Source organism: Pseudomonas sp. NPDC089547 (genome assembly GCF_050280665.1).
Classification (GTDB): Bacteria; Pseudomonadota; Gammaproteobacteria; order Pseudomonadales; family Pseudomonadaceae; genus Aquipseudomonas.
Window position 1 is genome coordinate 18,858 of record NZ_JBNNVS010000020.1, and the last position, 16,662, is coordinate 35,519.

The window sequence follows — 16,662 nt, forward strand, 5'->3', positions numbered from 1 at the left end:
CTCAACTACATTTCTAGCCTGGTTGCGCCTCGCAGATCGAGGAAGGCAGTAAGCGCACCTCACGATGCGCAGCAGAGGTGATCGCGGCTAGAGCCCGACAGTCACTTCACGCTCGCCCCCCATGTATTGCTCCAGGCGGCTACGCAACCAGCGTTCCGCAGGGTCGCTGTCGGTGGTGCTCAACCAGACCATGGCCAGCTCCAGTGCAGCCGCCTCGAATGGCAGCGTCTCGGCCTGCAGGTTGCCCCAGCGCTCCATGCCGTGCGCGGCGTAATCCGGGCAGCAGGCCAGCAGGTCGGTGCCTGCCAGAATCGCGGGCAACGAACTGAACTGCGGCACCGACAACACCACCTTGCGTTCGCGGCCGATCTCTTTCAGCCAGTCATCGACCACGCCGTGCGTGTTGGCGGTCGGTGATACCTGAACGTGCGGGCGGGTGCAGAACTCATCCAGCGACAAGGGCGTTGCTGACTTGTCGGCCCGTACTACCCTGCCCTGCATGGTCCGCAGCACCTTGCGTTTGGCGTTGGCCGGCAGCCCCTTGGTCTGGCTGATGCCCACCGTCACATCGCCCGCTGCCAGCAAGTCCGGGATGCGCCAGTAATCCACATGCTGCACAACCACCACTACGTTCGGCGCCTCTACGCGCAGGGCCCGCAGCAGTGGCGGCAGCAAGCCCGACTCCACGTCATCGGACAAACCGATACGGAACGTCATGTTGCTGGTGGCCGGGTCAAAATCGTGGGACAGGCTGAGGGCGATGGACATCGCATCCAGCGCCGGAGTGAGGTACTTGATCACTTCTTCTGCCCTGGCCGAAGGTTCCATGCGGTTGCCCACGCGGATCAGCAGCGGGTCGTTGAACATCGCCCGCAACCTGGCCAGCGCGGCGCTGACCGTGGGTTGGGCGATGAACAGTTTTTCTGCCGCACGGGTGAGGTTGCGCTCTTGCATCAGGGCTTCGAACACCACCATCAGGTTGATATCGGCTTTGCGCAGTTCGTTTCGGTTCATTGGCGCTCCCAGGCCATGCTTGTTTTGCGGGTACAGTTGCAGCATTGACAGTAATCCTGGTCGCGTCAAAGGTGCGGACTTGTACCGTTGGCGTCGGCCCTTTCGCGGGTGAACCCGCTCCCACAGAGAGATCGCATCAGGGCTTACAGGTGTTAGCCACAAGATATGCAGCGCCTGGGAGACCGAGCGCCGCACGCGCGGCGCTCGGTCTCCCAGGCGCTGAAGATGCTGTGGCGAGCACCTGGCAACCCTGATGCCATTGCCAGAAACCATAGAATCTCCCACAGGTACCGCACCAGGCTTGAGGGTAGTGCTGCACTTGTGGGAGCGGGTTCACCCGCGAAAGGGCCGGTACTGGCGGTCAATCTCTCAGGCCCGGCTCAGGCTGCATTGCCCCACACAACACAATCCGGGTACTCTTCCCGCCTCTTCCCTTCCGGCCTCCCTGCCGTGCACCGCCCAGGCGTTGATTCGCGAAGCGGTCATTCATGATGCCGACCCTTGCATGGCCGCCACTCACTCGCGCGCCCACCCGCCATCAATACATTCAGGATGACCTCATGATCATTCGCCAAGGCATCGCTGCCGACTACCCGCAGCTGCTCGACATCTGGCTGCGCGCCGTGCGCGCTACGCACCACTTTCTGCAACCCGCCGACATCGACGCGTTGCTGCCACAACTGCGCGATATCTACTTCCCGGCCGTCGAGTTGTGGGTAGCAGTCGACACGGATGACCAGCCGCAGGGCTTCATCGGTTTCAACGAGCATCACGTGGAAATGCTCTTCGTCGACCCCGACCTTCATGGGCAAGGCATCGGCCGCGCGCTGCTGGACTTCGGGCACCAATCGCGCACTGCAATGAGCGTCGACGTCAACGAGCAAAACCCGCAAGCTGTGGGCTTCTACCGGCATTACGGTTTCATCCAGACAGGCCGCTCACCACTGGATGGCGAAGGCCGGCCATTCCCGTTGCTGCACATGAGCTTGCCCACCCAGTCGTGATCAGGAATACATACCGCGATGGACCGCAAAGCCTCCCCAAACCGCCGTCCGACTGGGTCATTCGCAGCGCCTAGCCGGGTGGGATCGAGCGCATCGAAGGCGAATTCATCTGGCACGCACACCCGGAAACCGACGAAGCCTTTCTGGTGCTCGAAGGCACCCTGCGCATCGACCTGCCGGATGGCTGCGTGCATGTGCATCCGGGGGAGCTGTATGTGGTGCCCCGTGGCATCGAGCATCGGACGGCAGCCCAAGGTGAGGCGAAACTGATGATGATCGAGCCGCGAGGCGTTCTGAACACTGGGCATGAAGGGGGTGAGCGTACTGCCATGAATGATGTCTGGATCTGAAAAATATCGGCACCAAAGCTCATAGAATCCGAATCAGTAGCAATTTTTAATCTCTAAAAGCTTGCATAAAGCCAAAAAAAGCCACCCAAAGCCATTATCCTGCAACGCTTAGCAACTGGGCATCACTCAACCACCGTATAATCGGATCCAATACCGAGGATGCCCCGCATGCAAGCACTGGAAATGGACTACCGGCACGGCGATCAGGTCGCCAGCCACTGCCACGCCGAAGATCAGCTGATCTACGCCGCCAGCGGCGTGATGCGGGTCAGCAGCGACGGCGGTAGCTGGGTGATCCCCGGCGGGCACGCCTTGTGGATGCCCGCCGGGGTCAACCATGCCATCCGCATGGAGGGCGTGGTGTGCATGCGTACCTTGCTGCTTGAGGCACGCGTCGAGCGCTGCCAGGTGATCGTGGTGTCCGGCCTGCTGCACGAACTGATCCTGGCTGCCTCCCGCTTGTTTGACCTGCGTGACGGCCAACACGTGCGGGCGCTGATCCAGTGCGAACTGGCCACCGCCAGGCGCATCGATGCCTTTGTGCCGTTGCCGCAACAGGCGCGGCTGCGGGCCTGGTGCGAGCGCTTCCTGCAGGCCCCGGCCCAGGACCTGACCCTGGAACAATGCGGCGAGCAATTGAACATGAGTGCCCGCACTGTGGCGCGGCTGTTCCAGCGCGAGGTGGGCATGTCGTATGGCGAATGGCGCGCCCGGGCCCGGGTGATGCTCAGCCAGCAATGCCTGGCACAGGGCCAACCGATCCTGAACGTCGCACTGGAGCATGGCTACCAGAGCGCCAGCGCCTTTGCTGCCATGTTCAAACGCATACTCGGCTACGCCCCCAGCGACTGGCAGAACATTTCCACCCGCGGATACTGAAGCTCAGCTTGTCCCGATTGCGCGCAGGGTTGTCCCGCTTGCGGCAGCGATACCCGCCTCGCCCTCGTTAACCTCGCATCACCACCCTTCAAGCGACGTGCGTGATGCCTTTACTGCAATCATTCCCCTGCCCTGCCCGGCTTGGTGCCGCCCTCGGCATACTGAGCCTGCTTACAGCTTGCGCCCGGCAACCTGCGCCGATCGAGCCACCCGCCGCACTACAGGCAGACCCGCTGGCCAGCTTGCCGGCTGGCACCAGCAAGCAACCGCTTCCCGTACGCTGGTGGGCACTGTTCCAGGATCCACAGCTCGACCGCTGGGTGCAAAAAGCCCTGGCACACAACCAGGACCTGGCGCAGGCCGATGCGAATGTGCACGCCATGCTCGCTGGCATCGGCGAGTTCGATGCCAGGCGCTGGCCGTCCACTTCAGTGGAATTTGCCGCTACCTATGGCAAAAGCGCCGATGACCAGACCCTGGCCGAAGCCACCGACAGCCATGCGCCGTCTCAATGGCAATTCAACCCCGGTATCGAACTGGCCTATCAGGTAGATATCTGGGGCCAGGTGCGTGCCGCCATCGAGCGTGCTCGGGTACAGGCTGATGCCACCCAGGCCGCACGGGATCTGGTGCGCCTGCACGTGGTGGCGCAAACCAGCCGTGCCTATATCGACCAGTGTGTCTACACCGCCCGCCTGGATGCGGCCCGCCAGTCACTGCAATCGCTCGATCACAGCGTGCAACTCAGCACACGCCAGCGCCAGGCCGGCGTTGCCACCGCCCTGGACAGCGAGCGCCTGCTGGGGTTGCGGGAACAGGTGCGGGCACGGTTACCGATGCTGGAAGCCCGGCGGCAAATGGCGCTGTACGAACTGGGCATGCTCAGCGGTCAGGCCGCTGTGGCCGAGACGCACACCTGCGCGTCGATCCCTACGCTGTCGGCACCCTTGCCGGCTGGCGACGGCTGGCAATTACTTGAACGCCGCCCGGATGTGCGCCAGGCCGAGCGTGAACTGCAGGCCGCCTCGTTGGAAATCGACATCGTCCAGGCAGACCTGTACCCGAAGGTCAGCTTCGGCGCCTCGCTGACGTCCTCGGACCATCACCTTGCCAACCTGGGCGACAGCAATGCGGTGGTGTTCGGCATCGGCCCGCTGATCCGCTGGGAGTTCCCCAACGTCAAGGCCAACCGCGCTCGGGTTGCTAAAGCCAAGGCGTTGCAGCAGGCGAAGGTGGCCCATTACCACGGCGTGGCACTGAGCGCGCTGAAGGACGTGCGCCAGGCGCTGGCACGTTACGACGGTGAACGGCAGCGCTTGCAGGCGCTGGACGCGGCCCTGGCACACAGCCAGCGGGGGTTTGCGCTGGCCCAGGGCAATTATCGCGCCGGCACGGTTGACGGGCTGGCCCTGCTCGACAGCGAGCGCGAACTGATCCGCCTGCGGGCCAGCCATGTAGAAGCCCGAGGGCGGCTGGCACAGGCGCAGGTCAACCTGTTCCGCGCGCTGGGTGGGCGGTGGTAGCTCCAGATCACTACAAACGGGGCCGCTCTGCGGCCCTTCGCGGGCATGCCCGCTCCCACAAAAACTGCGCAACGCCTGAAGACAACGCCATCCCTGTGGGAGCGGGCTTGCCCGCGAAGGGCTGCGCAGCAGCCCCAAAAATCAAGTATGGAAATCGGACATGAATGCCGCCATAGAACAAACCGCCCCAGCCGAAACCGCACAGCAGGCCAGAGCCAGATCCCGTCGCCGCCTGGCCTGCATCGCCGGCGCCAGCGCCGCAACCATCACCCTGCTGGCCTTCACCAGCTACTGGCTCTCCACCGGCCGCTACCTGCAAACCACCGACGACGCCTACATCCGCGCCGACTGGGTGGCCTTGAGCCCGCGCGTGGCTGGCTACGTGACGAAGGTAGAGGTCGATGACGACCAACCGGTAAACGCGGGCGATGTGCTGGTGCGCCTGCAAGACCGCGACTACCAGGCGCGGCTCGACCAGGCCCAGGCCCGCGTGGCCGAAGCCCGGGCAGCACTGGCCGCCGCCCAGGCCAGCCAGCAGGTGGCGGCCGAACGCATCAACCAGCGCAAACAAGCCATCGTCCAGGCACAAGCAGCGGTGCACAGTGCCATTGCCGAACGCCAGCGCAGCGCGCTGGACATGCAACGCTACCGGGGCCTGGTGCGTGACGATGCCGCAACGGCCCAGCGCCTGGAAAGCGCCAGTGCCGCTGCATCCCAGGCTCAAGCTGCCGTGCAGGGTACGCAGGCTGCCTTGCGCGAACAGCGCTCCCAACTGGCCATGGCTAACGCCCAGGCCACTCAGGCTGACGCCGAACTGAAGCAACGGGAAGCGGCCTTGGCCCACGCACAGGCACGCCGGGTACTGGCCGAACAGGATGAACACGACACCGTGATCCGTGCCCCCATCACTGGCATCGTCGGCCAACGCCGCGTACGCGCTGGCCAGTACGTGGTACCGGGCCAGCCGCTGCTGGCTGTGGTGCCTGTGCAGCAGGCCTACGTGGTGGCCAACTACAAGGAAACCCAGTTGGCCCACATGCGGCCGGGGCAACCGGTTGAAATCCGTGTCGACACCTTCGCCGGTCAACCGCTGCATGGCCGGGTAGCCAGCTTTTCGCCGGCTTCGGGCAATGTCTTCGCACTGCTGCCATCCGACAACGCCACCGGCAACTTCACCAAGATCGTCCAGCGCTTCCCGGTGCGCATCCTGCTCGACAAACCGCTGGATGGCCCGCACGTGCTGCCCGGCATGTCGGTGGTAACCACCGTCGACACCCGCCCTGCCGAGGTTGCCGATGCCCACTGAACAACCGGTGCCACTGCGTGCCTGGGTGGCGGTGCTGGGTGGCCTGTTCGGCTGTTTCATGGCCGGCATGAACGTGCATGTCACCAGCGCCGCCCTGCCGGAAATCCGTGGTTCGCTGGGCGCCAGCTTTGAAGAAGGCTCGTGGATATCCACCGCTTACCTGGTGGCCGAAATCGTGATGATTCCGCTGACTGCCTGGCTGGTGGAAGTGTTCTCGCTGCGCCGGGTGATGTGGACCGGTTCGCTGATCTTCCTGCTGGCCTCGGTGGCCTGTTCCTGGGCCCCGAACCTGGAGGCGATGATTGCCATCCGGGTGGTCCAGGGCGCAGCGGGCGCGGTGCTGATCCCGCTGTCGTTCCAGCTGATCATCACCGAGCTGCCGGCCAGCAAGATGGCCATGGGCATGGCGCTGTTCAGCCTGGCCAACAGCGTGGCGCAGGCGGCCGGGCCCTCGATTGGCGGCTGGCTGACCGATGCTTATTCATGGCGCTGGATCTTCTACCTGCAACTGTTCCCCGGTATCGCACTGCTGCTTGCCATCGCCTGGTCGATCGAGGCCAGGCCGATGAAGCTTGAACTGTTGCGCAAGGGTGACTGGCTGGGCATTGCGGCCATGGTGGTGGGCCTGGGGGGCCTGCAGATCGTGCTGGAGGAAGGTGGCCGGCTGGACTGGTTCGGCTCGCCGTTCATCGTCGGCATGAGTGTGGTCGCTGCCATGGCCCTGGCGGTGTTCGTGGTAACCCAGCTGTTTGGCCAGCGCGCGTTCATCAACCTGCGTTTGCTGGGGCGCTACAACTTCGGCGTCGCCAGCGTGGCGATGTTCGTCTTCGGCGCGGCCACGTTCGGCCTGGTGTTCCTGGTGCCCAACTACCTGTCGCAGTTGCAGGGCTTCAGCGCGCACGACGTGGGGGTGTCGCTGATTGCCTATGGCGTGGTGCAGTTGCTGCTGGCGCCGTTGATGCCCAGGCTGATGGGTAGGACCAGTGCCAAGTTGATGGTTGCCAGCGGCTTCCTGATCATGGCGCTGGGTTGCTGGCTGGGCGCGAGCCTGAGCGCTGACAGTGCCGACAACGTGATCATCCCGTCCACGGTGGTGCGTGGCATCGGCCAGCCGTTCATCATGGTGGCGCTGTCGGTGCTGGCAGTGGCCGGGCTGGACAAGCGTGAGGCTGGCTCGGCTTCGGCAGTGTTCTCCATGCTGCGTAACCTGGGCGGTGCCATTGGCACGGCCGGGTTGACGCAACTGGTGGCGACCCGTGAGCGCTTTCACAGTGAACGCATTCACGAGCAGGTGACGGTATTCGAGCCTGGTGTGCAGGAACGGCTCAACCAGACAGTGCAAAGCTGGTTGCCGCACCAGCAGCAGATGCTGGAGGGGTTGGCAGCCACCATTCGGCGGGAGGCGTACCTGATGGCTTACAGTGATGCGTTTTACCTGGCGTGCCTGGCGCTGATCGGGTGTGCATTGGCGGCGTTGCTGCTACGGACCAGGCAAGACAGTTGAATGCTGGGGGCGCTTTGCGCCCCTTTCGCGACACAAGGCCGCTCCTACAGGGGATCGCGTATTTCTGTAGGAGCGGCCTTGTGTCGCGAAAGGGCTGCAAAGCAGCCCCAAAATCTGTCAGGCAACCGAGTACATCAAAGTGCTGCCCCAGGCGCCCTGCCCAGCACCCGCGAATACTCCTCACGCGCGCTCTGCTCGGTAAACTCGCCCGCCCATTTGGCAACCACCACCGTCGCCACGCTATTACCGATGGTGTTGCAGGTAGCCATGGCCATGGACATGAAGCGGTAAACGCCAAACAGTAAAGCCAGGCCTTCCACCGGCAACACGCCAATGGCGGTCACCGTGGCGGCGAACACCACGAAGCTGCCACCCGACACGGCCGCCGCGCCCTTGGAGGTCACCAGCATGATCGCCAGGATGCCCAGCTGCTGCTCCCAACCCAGCGGCACACCGTAGGCGTTGGCAATGAAGAGTACGCACATCGACATGTAGATCGAGGTGCCATCCAGGTTGAAGGCATAACCTGTCGGCAGCACCAGGCCCACGCTCTGTTTCGAGCAACCGAAGCGTTCGAGCTTTTGCAGCAAACGCGGCAGTGCGCTCTCCGACGAAGCAGTCCCCAGCACGATGAAAATCTCGTCCTTGATGTACTTCAGGAAGCGCCACAGGCTGAACCCCGACAACCGGCACACAGCACCCAGCACCACGAACAGGAAGAAGGCGACCGCCACGTAGAACATGAGCACAAGGTTGGCCAGCGACATCAGCACCGCCGAGCCGTTGCTGCCCACCGCATAGGCCACCGAGCCGAACGCACCCAGCGGGGCGAACTTCATGATCAGGTTGATGAACTCGAAGAAGCACTCCGACACCCGGTTCAGGCCGTCCTCGATCACCGCCCGGCGCTCCTGTTTCAAGGCCAGCAAGGCAAAGCCGAACAGCACGGCGATCACCAGCACCTGCAACAACTGGCCACCGGCAAAGGCCCCCACGAAGTTGTCGGGGAAAATGTTGTAGATGAAGTCCATGGTCGAGGTCGGCGCATGGCCTTTGGCAACGGCAGCACTGGCAGCCGCCGATGCGGCGCTGCTGGCATGTGCGCCGTGCATGCCCGAACCGATGCTGATCAGGTTGCCCCACAGCAGGCCCAACGCCAGCGCCAACGTGGACAGCAGTTCGAAGTACACCAGTGCGCGCCAGCCGACTTTGCCGACCCGCTTGATATCACCGGCCGAAGCAATGCCATGGACCACGGTGAAGAACACCAGCGGTGCCACAGCGGTCTTGATCAGTTTGAGAAAGATGTCCCCCAGGATCTTGAACTTGGCAGCAAGCTCGGGGGCGAGGAAACCGAAAGCGATGCCCAGCAGCATCGCGGCAAGCACCTGGAAAGTCAGGTCCTTGTACAGCGGCTTTTTCGAAGTGGAAGCCATGGTAGCGTTCTCATTGTTATTGTACGTAAACTCAGGTCGTGGCCCGGGCGTGCCGGGCCACGGGCGTATCAGCGGGCAACGGCACCCGGGCGGGCCAGGGCCTGGTCAACCATCTGCGGCGCCAGGCCCAGGTAGTTGGTCGGGTCGCACAGCTGCTCGAGCGTCGCCAGGTCCAGGCGCGCGGTGGCTTCACCCTGGGCCTTCAAGGCTTCCAGCAGGCTGATGCCCTGGTCGTTGGCCATACGGCAGGCGGCATACACCACATCGTGCGCCACCTGGCGGCCCAGCGCCGGGGCCAGGCCCATCATCACCGCCTCGGCAACGATCAGGCCCTGGGTCATGTCCAGATTCTTGCGCATGCGCTCGGTACGTACGTCCAGGCCGGCCAGCATGAAGCGCGCTTGCGCCAGCGAGGCACCGGTCAGGGCGAAGGCTTCAGGGACGGCGATCCATTCGGCCTGCCACGGGCCGGTGGAGCGCTCGAAGTCCTGGATCATGGCGTCGAGCATCAGCCCGGCCTGCTGGCGCACGCCCTTGGCGGCGGCGTACATCAGCTCGCACGAGATCGGGTTGCGCTTTTGCGGCATGGTGCTGCTGGCGCCACGGCCCTTGACGAACGGCTCGTAGGCTTCGCCCAGTTCGCTGGTCATCATCATCATGATGTCCAGTGCCACCTTGCCCAACGAGGCGCTGACCAGGCCCAGGAAGTTCAGGGTTTCGGCCAGGCCGTCACGGGCCACGTGCCAGGTGGCTTGCGGCACGCCCAGGCCCAGTTCGGCCATCAGCGCGGCTTGTACTTCCAGGCCTTTGTCGCCCAGCGAGGCCAGGGTACCGGCAGCACCGGCGAACTGCCCCACTTCCACTCGCGGGCGCAGTTCCACCAGGCGCTCGGCATGGCGGTCGAACATGCTCAGCCACACCGCGCACTTGTAGCCGAAGGTGATCGGCAGCGCGTGTTGCAGGTGGGTGCGGCCAGCCATCGGCGTATCGCGGTAGCGCAGCGCCAGTTCGGCCAGCAGGCCACGCACGGCCTGGATATCACGTTCGACGATGGCCAACGCGGCGCGCACCTGCAATACCACGGCGGTGTCCATGATGTCCTGGGTAGTCGCCCCCCAGTGCACGTAGCGGCCAGCCTCGCCACACAGCTTCGACAGCTGCTCGACCAGCGGCAGGATCGGGTAACCGACGATTTCAGTCTCGTGCTGCATCAGCGCCAGGTCCAGCGCCTCGTAACGCGACAGCTCGGCAATCTGCACGGCGGCTTCGGCAGGGATCACGCCGCAGCGGGCTTCGGCCTTGGCCAATGCCACTTCCACTTCGATGTAACGCTCGATCAGCGATTTGTCGGAGAACACCGCACGCATTTCGGCGGTGCCGAACATGTCGCGGAACAGGGTGGAATCGAAAACGGTGGTGGACATGGGCAGGGATCCTGAAATGTTATTTTTTGACCGGACATATTGTTTATGTCCGTACATAATTCTTGCCCTGTCGCTGTTACACTGTCAACCGATGAAATTTGCGAGACAGACCAAAGGTATGAACCCGACCCGCTACACCACCGTGGCAAAGGACTTGATGGAAGGCATCGCCAGCGGCCGTTACCCGGTTGGCAGCCTGCTGCCGACCGAGTTCGAGCTGTGCGACCTGTACAGTGTCAGCCGGCACACGGTTCGCGCGGCGATCGACCAGTTGCTCAACCAGGGGCTGGTGTCGCGGCGCAAGCGTGTGGGCACCCGGGTCGAGGCCAGCAGCCCGCGCGGCGGTTATTCGCAGTCGCTGGCCAGCGTGGCCGACCTTGCCCACCTGGCCGAAACCCAGCAGCGGGAAATCCAGGACGTGCGCCACTTCGTGGCCGATTTGAGCGAAGCGGCGCGGCTTGGGCTGGTGCCGGGTGAGCACTACTTCTGCGTGTCGAGCATTCGCGTTGATCGCGCGCACAATGCGGCGCCCCTGTGCTGGACCGATGTGTACGCGCAGCGTGACTATGCCGAGGTGATCGAACGGGCCCGCGAGCACCCCGACCAACTGATCGCAGGCTTGATCGAGCAGCACTATGGCCGGGCGATCGCGGTGGTCGATCAGCAGGTGCGGGCAGTGCTGCTGACCACGGAAATGGCCCGGGCGCTGAAGGCCGAAGCGGGCTCACCGGGGTTGAAGATCATTCGCCATTATCGCGAGGAGAATGGTGATTTGATGGCGGTGTCCGAGACGGTGCACCCGGATGACCGCTTTACCCTGGTGACCCAGATGCGCCGGGATCGCTCGCCCGCCTGATTCAGTCCCAACGGCGCGCACAATCTCTGTAGGAGCGGCCTTGTGTCGCGAAAGGGGTGCGAAGCGCCCCCAGAATCGTCGCCTCACTGCAAGATCGCCGGGGCCGCTTTGCGGCCCTTTCGCCACACAAGGCCGCTCCTACAGGATCCCAAGTTGCCTGTCGGCATCGATTAATTGCCGCCCGCGCACCGTTGTCAGCCTGTGATCCCGCGCCAGCCAGGCATAGATCGTCGGCAGCACGAACAAGGTAAACAACGTCCCCACCAGCATCCCGCACACAATCACCACCCCCAGCCCGAAACGGCTGTTGGCCCCGGCACCGCTGGCGAACAGCAGCGGCAGCACGCCGAAGGTCATCGCCGCCGTGGTCATCAGCACCGGCCGCAAACGTATCTGCGCAGCGCGCACGATAGCCTCGGCGCGGGCCAGGTTGTCACGCACCTGAATCTCGTTGGCGAACTCCACCATCAGGATGCCGTGCTTGCTGATCAGCCCGATCAGTGTCACCAGGCCGATCTGCGTGTAGATGTTCAGCGTGGCCCACCCCAGTGCCAGCGGCAGTAGTGCACCACAGATCGACAGCGGCACGGTCACCAGGATGATCAGCGGGTCCACCAGGCTTTCGTACTGCGCCGCCAGCACCAGGTAAATCACCACCAGCGCGGCAAGAAACGCCCACATCAGGGCAAAACCTTCCTGCACGTACTGGCGTGATTCCGATTGCCAGTCGTGGCTGAAGCCAGGTGGCAACGCACTGGCCAGTTTCTCGAGAAACGCCACGGCATTGCCCATCGATACACCCGGCGCCGGGATCGCCTGCAAGGTACTGGCATTCTGCTGGTCAAATTGCAGCAGGCGATTGGGCGCAACCTCGATATCCAGGTGCACCACCGTGGCCAGCGGCACCAGGCTGTCGTCTTCGGCGCGCACATACTGGCGATTCAGCGCTGCCGGCGTCAGGCGTTGGTCCTGAATGCTCTGCGGGATAACGTCGTAGGAACGCCCGAACAGGGCGAAGCGATTAACGTATTGCTCGCCCACCAGCACGCCCAGCGACTCGCCGATGGCCTGCATGCTGATGCCCAGGCTGGCTGCCTTGGCCCGGTCGATGCGCACCTTCACCACCGGGTTGTTGTAGTCCAGGTCACTGTCCACCACGGCGAACAGGCCGCTGTCGCGGGCACGCTGCTTGAGGGCTTCCATGGTCTGGTAGAGCTCAGGGTAATCCCCGGCACTGCGCAGCACCATCTGCACCGGCAAGCCACCGCTGGAGCCCGGCAGCGAGGCCACCTGGAAGGCAAAAATGCTGCTGCCTTCGATGTCCGCTACCGCCTGCTGAAGTTGCGCCTGCACCTGCGCAGCCGAGCGCTCGCGGGCCTGCCAGACACTGAGGTTGATGCCGCCAAAGCTTGCGGCCGGGCCGTCGGTGCCGTTGATGATCCAGGTGTCGGTGGTTTCGGCAATGGACTTCATCACCTGGTCGAGCTTCAGCGCAAAGCGTTCCGCATAGTCCAGGCTGGCATGCTGCGGCGACTTGATGGCCGTGAGCACCGCCGCCTGGTCCTCGGGGGGTGCCAGTTCGCGCTGTGGCAGCAGGTACAACCAGGGCAGGCTCAGGCACACCAGCAGTGCCACGCCGCCACTGATCCAGCGATGCGACAGGGTGTAGGCCAACACCCGCCCGTAAGCCCCGGTCAGCGCCCCGAACACACGGTCCGCCAGGTTGGCCATTGCGCCGTGCTGCTGACCGGGTTGCAGCAGCAGCGAGCACATCACCGGCGACAAGGTAAGCGCCACCACGCCAGACACGATTACCGCCCCCGCCAGCGTCAGGGCGAATTCGCGGAACAGCGTACCGGTCAGCCCGCCCATCAGCCCGATCGGCGCATACACCGCCGCCAGCGTGAGGGTCATGGCAATCACCGGCCCGGCAATTTCCCTCGCACCCGCCAGTGCCGCAGCAACCGGCGACTTGCCCTCTTCGATATGGCGGTGCACGTTCTCCACCACCACGATGGCATCGTCTACCACCAGGCCGATGGCCAACACCATCGCCAGCAAGGTCAGCAGGTTGAGGCTGAAGCCGAACAGCAGCATCAAGCCTGCGGCGCCGAGCATCGACAATGGGATGGCCACCACTGCAATCATCACACTGCGCAGCGAGCCCAGGCACAGCCAGATCACCAGCACCACGATCAGCATCGCTTCTACCAGCGTGCGCAGCACCTCGTGGATGGAGGCGTCGATGAACCGTGCGGTCTCGTACGCCAGCGCCACATGCACACCCGGTGGCAGGGTCTGCTGAATCTGCGGCAGCAGCTGGCGAATGCCCTCGACAATCACCAGCGGGTTGCCGGCCGGCGTGGGGAACAGGCCAAGGTGCACGGCCGGCTTGCCGTCCATGGTGGCACTGGTCTGGGTGGCCGCCGCACTCAGCTCGACGGTGCCGACATCGCGCAGGCGCACCAGGTCGGTGCCCGCGTTACGGATGATCAGCTCGCGAAAGTCCTCGACCCGGGTGAGGTCGGTGTCTACCTGGATATCGGCCAGCACATACTGCCCGCGCACCTGGCCCGGTGTTGCCTGGTAGTTGTTGGCACGCACCGCCTGCGCCACATCGGCTGCCGTCACCCCGCGCCCGGCCATGCGCTCGCTGTCCAGCCACAGGCGCATCGCCAGGCGCTGCCCGCCAAACGACTGCACCTTGGCTACGCCATCGATGCCGGAGAACTGCGGTTCCACTACCCGCGACAGGTAATCGCTCAACTCGGGTATCGACAGGGTATCGCTGGCAAAACCCACGTAGGCCACAGCGGTGGAGTCACCTGCCGACAGTTCCACCACCGGGTCGTAGGCCTTTTCCGGCAGGCGATAGCGCACCTGGTTGACCTTGGCCATGGTCTCGGCCAACGCCTGGGTCGAATCGCGGTTCAGCACCATGCGCAGGGTGATCAGGCTGCGCCCCTGCTGCGACGACGAGGACAGGTAGTCGATGCCCTCCACCGATGACACCGCCTGGGTAATCGGCTGGGTCACGAAGCCTTGCATCAGCTCGGCGGAGGCGCCGGGGTACTCGGTGCTGATGGTGATGGTCGAGCTTTCCAGCAACGGGTACTGGCGGATCGGCAGCTTGCCCATGGCAAACAGCCCCAACAGGATGATCAGGCTACTGACCACCAGCGCCAGCACCGGGCGGCGCACAAAGAGATCGGTAAACTTCACGGCTGCCGCCCTCCCAGGTTGGCCTGGAGGCTGTCCTGCGCCACCGGTTCGACCGGCATGCCATCGCTCAGCTTAAGCTGGCCGGACACCACCACCCGGTCACCTGGCGCCAGCCCGGAGGTCACCTCCACCCGCCCCTGCCAGCGCGCACCGGTGGTAACCCGCACTCGGCCGACCCGGGTGCCATGTTGCGCATCCTGGGTCGCAACGAACACTGTCTGCCCATAGGCGGTGTAGGTGATTGCGGTTTCCGGCACGGCCAGCACGGTAGACGGCTGCGCAGCATCCAGGCGCACACTGGCGTACATGCCCGGCTGCAACTGCCCGTCCGGGTTCGGCAGGGCTGCCTGCACCTGCACCAGGCGCGCCTTGCTGATAACCGGGTCGACCGCCACTACCTGGGCCTGGAAACCTTGGCTGCGCACGGCATCCACACCCAGTGCCAGCACCTGCCCGACATGCACGTCGGGCGCAGCCTGCTCGCCCAAGGAAAAGTTGACATGCAACTGGCGGGTGTCTGCCAGGCTGACGATGGTCTCGCCAGCGCCCAGGTATTGGCCCTGATGTACCCGACGGATGCCGAGCTTGCCGGCAAACGGCGCACGGATGGCCTTCTGCGCAATCAGCGCCTCGACGTGCTGCAACTCGCCACGGGCCACATCCACGGACGTGGCCGCGTTGTCGAACAGCTCTTGCGAAACGGCATGCATTGCCAGCAGTTTGCGGCTGCGCTGCAACACCACCTCGGCGTTGCGCAGCTTGGCCCGCAACTGCACGCGCTGGGCCTGCTCCGGCGCGTCATTGAGTTGCACCAGCACCTGCCCGGCCGTTACCGCCTGCCCCGACTCGAACGCGATGGCGGTAATGCGCCCTGCCACCTCCGCCGCCACCTGCACCTGGTTGACCGCCTCAAGCTCCCCCGAGGCAAAGTTCTGCCGCGCCACCTGCACCTGTTCGGCGGTGGCCAGCGCCACCTTGGTTGCAGGCCACGCCGCCGTAGCGGGTGGTGCCGAACCACTACCTACCAGCGCATAGGCAGCGGCCAGCACACCTGCCACAGCGCCGGTGCAGGCCAGTAACGTCCTTTTGTTCATGCAGTGCTCCGATCATCAGGAAAGCGGTTGCGGGGAAGGTCGGGCAGGACTATAAGAGCTCAACTTAACTTGAGGTCAACAGGCATGGCAGCGGACAACACGCGGATGCTCACGGTAGGCGAAGTGGCCAAACGCAGCGGCGTGGCGGTGTCTGCGCTGCACTTCTACGAGTCCAAGGGGCTGATCGCCAGTGTCCGCACTGCCGGCAACCAGCGCCGCTTTCCCTCACTGGTACTGCGTACGTTGGCGATCATCAAGGTGGCGCAACGCACCGGTATTCCGCTGGAGGAGATCAAGCAGGCGTTCAGCCGTTATGCGCCCAACAGCAAGCTCACGGCAGCGCAATGGGGCGAGATGTCCACGGCCTGGCGCGAAGACCTGAACGCCCGCATCCGCACGCTGGAGGCGCTGCGCGACAGCCTGGACAACTGCATTGGGTGCGGCTGCCTGTCACTTGAAGATTGCCCGCTGCGCAACCCAGAGGATGTGCTGGCTAAAGAAGGAACCGGGGCGCGGATCCTTGAGAAGAAAGCGCGCTAGCCTCGCCCTCTCAAGCAAAGTGCGATTCCTTGTAGGAGCGGCCTTGTGTCGCGATCGGGCTGCAAGGCAGCCCCGGCAATTTGTGCGTCCTTGCTGAAACCCTGGGGCCGCTTTGCGGCCCTGTCGCGACACAAGGCCGCTCCTACAGGGACGGCGTGACCTGAAGGCGACAAGCAATCGTTTGGAACCATTGCGACCTGCCAACGCCCTAACCCTGTGCCGTTAACCCAAGCCGCTTACAGGAAGGAACTAAACCATCATGAAACGCGAACAGATCGAAGGCGTTGCAGAGAACCTTGCAGGCAAGGCGCAGAGCGCTGTAGGCAGACTGGTCGAAGACCCCGCGCTGGAAGCCGAAGGCGATGCGCGTCAGGCCGCAGGCCAGGTGACCAAAACCTATGGTGATGCCCTGGACACGGTGTCTTCGTTCGTCAAGGAAAAACCGTTCGCCGCACTGGCCATCACGGCTGCTGCCACGCTGCTGGTGTCTCGCCTGCTGCGCCGCTGAAC

General features: G+C 64.1%; 14 protein-coding genes. 9 read left to right on the forward strand and 5 right to left on the reverse strand.

The annotated features are described in order from the left end of the window. Positions 1-87: 87 nt before the first annotated feature. A complete protein-coding gene (locus ACQKPZ_RS15555; RefSeq protein ID WP_427539564.1) occupies positions 88-1,014 on the reverse strand; it encodes a LysR family transcriptional regulator in 927 nt (308 codons plus the stop codon). Positions 1,015-1,574: 560 nt separating this feature from the next. Between ACQKPZ_RS15555 and ACQKPZ_RS15560 the strand changes: the two genes are divergently transcribed. The 6 genes from ACQKPZ_RS15560 (at position 1,575) to ACQKPZ_RS15585 (ending at position 7,580) form a co-directional block, all read left to right on the forward strand. Beyond that, the gene (locus tag ACQKPZ_RS15560; RefSeq protein WP_427539567.1) at positions 1,575-2,018 is read left to right on the forward strand and encodes an acetyltransferase; all 444 of its coding nucleotides are present in this window, start codon (positions 1,575-1,577) and stop codon (positions 2,016-2,018) included. A gap of 83 nt (positions 2,019-2,101) precedes the next feature. Continuing rightward, positions 2,102-2,368, forward strand: coding sequence for a cupin domain-containing protein (locus ACQKPZ_RS15565; protein WP_427539753.1), 267 nt, complete (start codon positions 2,102-2,104; stop codon positions 2,366-2,368). Between the two features lie 168 nt (positions 2,369-2,536). Further along, positions 2,537-3,247, forward strand: a complete 711-nt coding sequence (locus ACQKPZ_RS15570; RefSeq protein ID WP_427539570.1) for an AraC family transcriptional regulator — start codon at positions 2,537-2,539, stop codon at positions 3,245-3,247. 104 nt (positions 3,248-3,351) lie between these two features. After that, positions 3,352-4,770 (forward strand): efflux transporter outer membrane subunit, encoded by a 1,419-nt coding sequence (locus ACQKPZ_RS15575; RefSeq protein ID WP_427539573.1) that lies wholly within the window; start codon positions 3,352-3,354, stop codon positions 4,768-4,770. 160 nt (positions 4,771-4,930) lie between these two features. Beyond that, entirely contained in the window at positions 4,931-6,076 is a 1,146-nt protein-coding gene (locus ACQKPZ_RS15580; RefSeq protein ID WP_427539576.1) for an HlyD family secretion protein, read from the forward strand. Then, a complete protein-coding gene (locus ACQKPZ_RS15585) occupies positions 6,066-7,580 on the forward strand; it encodes a DHA2 family efflux MFS transporter permease subunit (RefSeq protein WP_427539579.1) in 1,515 nt (504 codons plus the stop codon). Before ACQKPZ_RS15580 ends, ACQKPZ_RS15585 begins: the two co-directional genes overlap by 11 nt. Before the next feature lie 134 nt (positions 7,581-7,714). Here ACQKPZ_RS15585 and ACQKPZ_RS15590 read toward each other — a convergent pair whose 3' ends face one another. Both ACQKPZ_RS15590 and ACQKPZ_RS15595 read right to left on the reverse strand, forming a co-directional pair. Next, entirely contained in the window at positions 7,715-9,016 is a 1,302-nt protein-coding gene (locus tag ACQKPZ_RS15590; protein WP_427539582.1) for a cation:dicarboxylate symporter family transporter, read from the reverse strand. 68 nt (positions 9,017-9,084) lie between these two features. Continuing rightward, positions 9,085-10,440 carry a class-II fumarase/aspartase family protein gene (locus ACQKPZ_RS15595; RefSeq protein ID WP_391134572.1) on the reverse strand — a complete coding sequence of 452 codons (1,356 nt, stop codon included), beginning with the start codon at positions 10,438-10,440 and terminating at the stop codon, positions 9,085-9,087. 118 nt (positions 10,441-10,558) lie between these two features. On the opposite strand from ACQKPZ_RS15595, the gene ACQKPZ_RS15600 reads away from it, so the two are divergent. Further along, on the forward strand, positions 10,559-11,296 hold the full coding sequence (locus ACQKPZ_RS15600; RefSeq protein ID WP_427539585.1) for a GntR family transcriptional regulator: 738 nt from the start codon (positions 10,559-10,561) through the stop codon (positions 11,294-11,296). Between the two features lie 138 nt (positions 11,297-11,434). On the opposite strand, the gene ACQKPZ_RS15605 is transcribed toward ACQKPZ_RS15600, so the two are convergent. Next, complete coding sequence (locus ACQKPZ_RS15605; protein ID WP_427539587.1) at positions 11,435-14,518, reverse strand: MexW/MexI family multidrug efflux RND transporter permease subunit; 3,084 nt, start codon at positions 14,516-14,518, stop codon at positions 11,435-11,437. Then, positions 14,515-15,612 (reverse strand): efflux RND transporter periplasmic adaptor subunit, encoded by a 1,098-nt coding sequence (locus ACQKPZ_RS15610; protein WP_427539590.1) that lies wholly within the window; start codon positions 15,610-15,612, stop codon positions 14,515-14,517. The genes ACQKPZ_RS15605 and ACQKPZ_RS15610 overlap by 4 nt, the downstream gene beginning before the upstream one ends. An 84-nt stretch (positions 15,613-15,696) precedes the next feature. Between ACQKPZ_RS15610 and soxR the strand changes: the two genes are divergently transcribed. Further along, positions 15,697-16,152 (forward strand): redox-sensitive transcriptional activator SoxR, encoded by a 456-nt coding sequence (gene soxR / locus ACQKPZ_RS15615; RefSeq protein ID WP_391134583.1) that lies wholly within the window; start codon positions 15,697-15,699, stop codon positions 16,150-16,152. A gap of 259 nt (positions 16,153-16,411) precedes the next feature. Continuing rightward, the gene (locus tag ACQKPZ_RS15620; protein WP_086976253.1) at positions 16,412-16,660 is read left to right on the forward strand and encodes a CsbD family protein; all 249 of its coding nucleotides are present in this window, start codon (positions 16,412-16,414) and stop codon (positions 16,658-16,660) included. Positions 16,661-16,662: the final 2 nt, after the last annotated feature.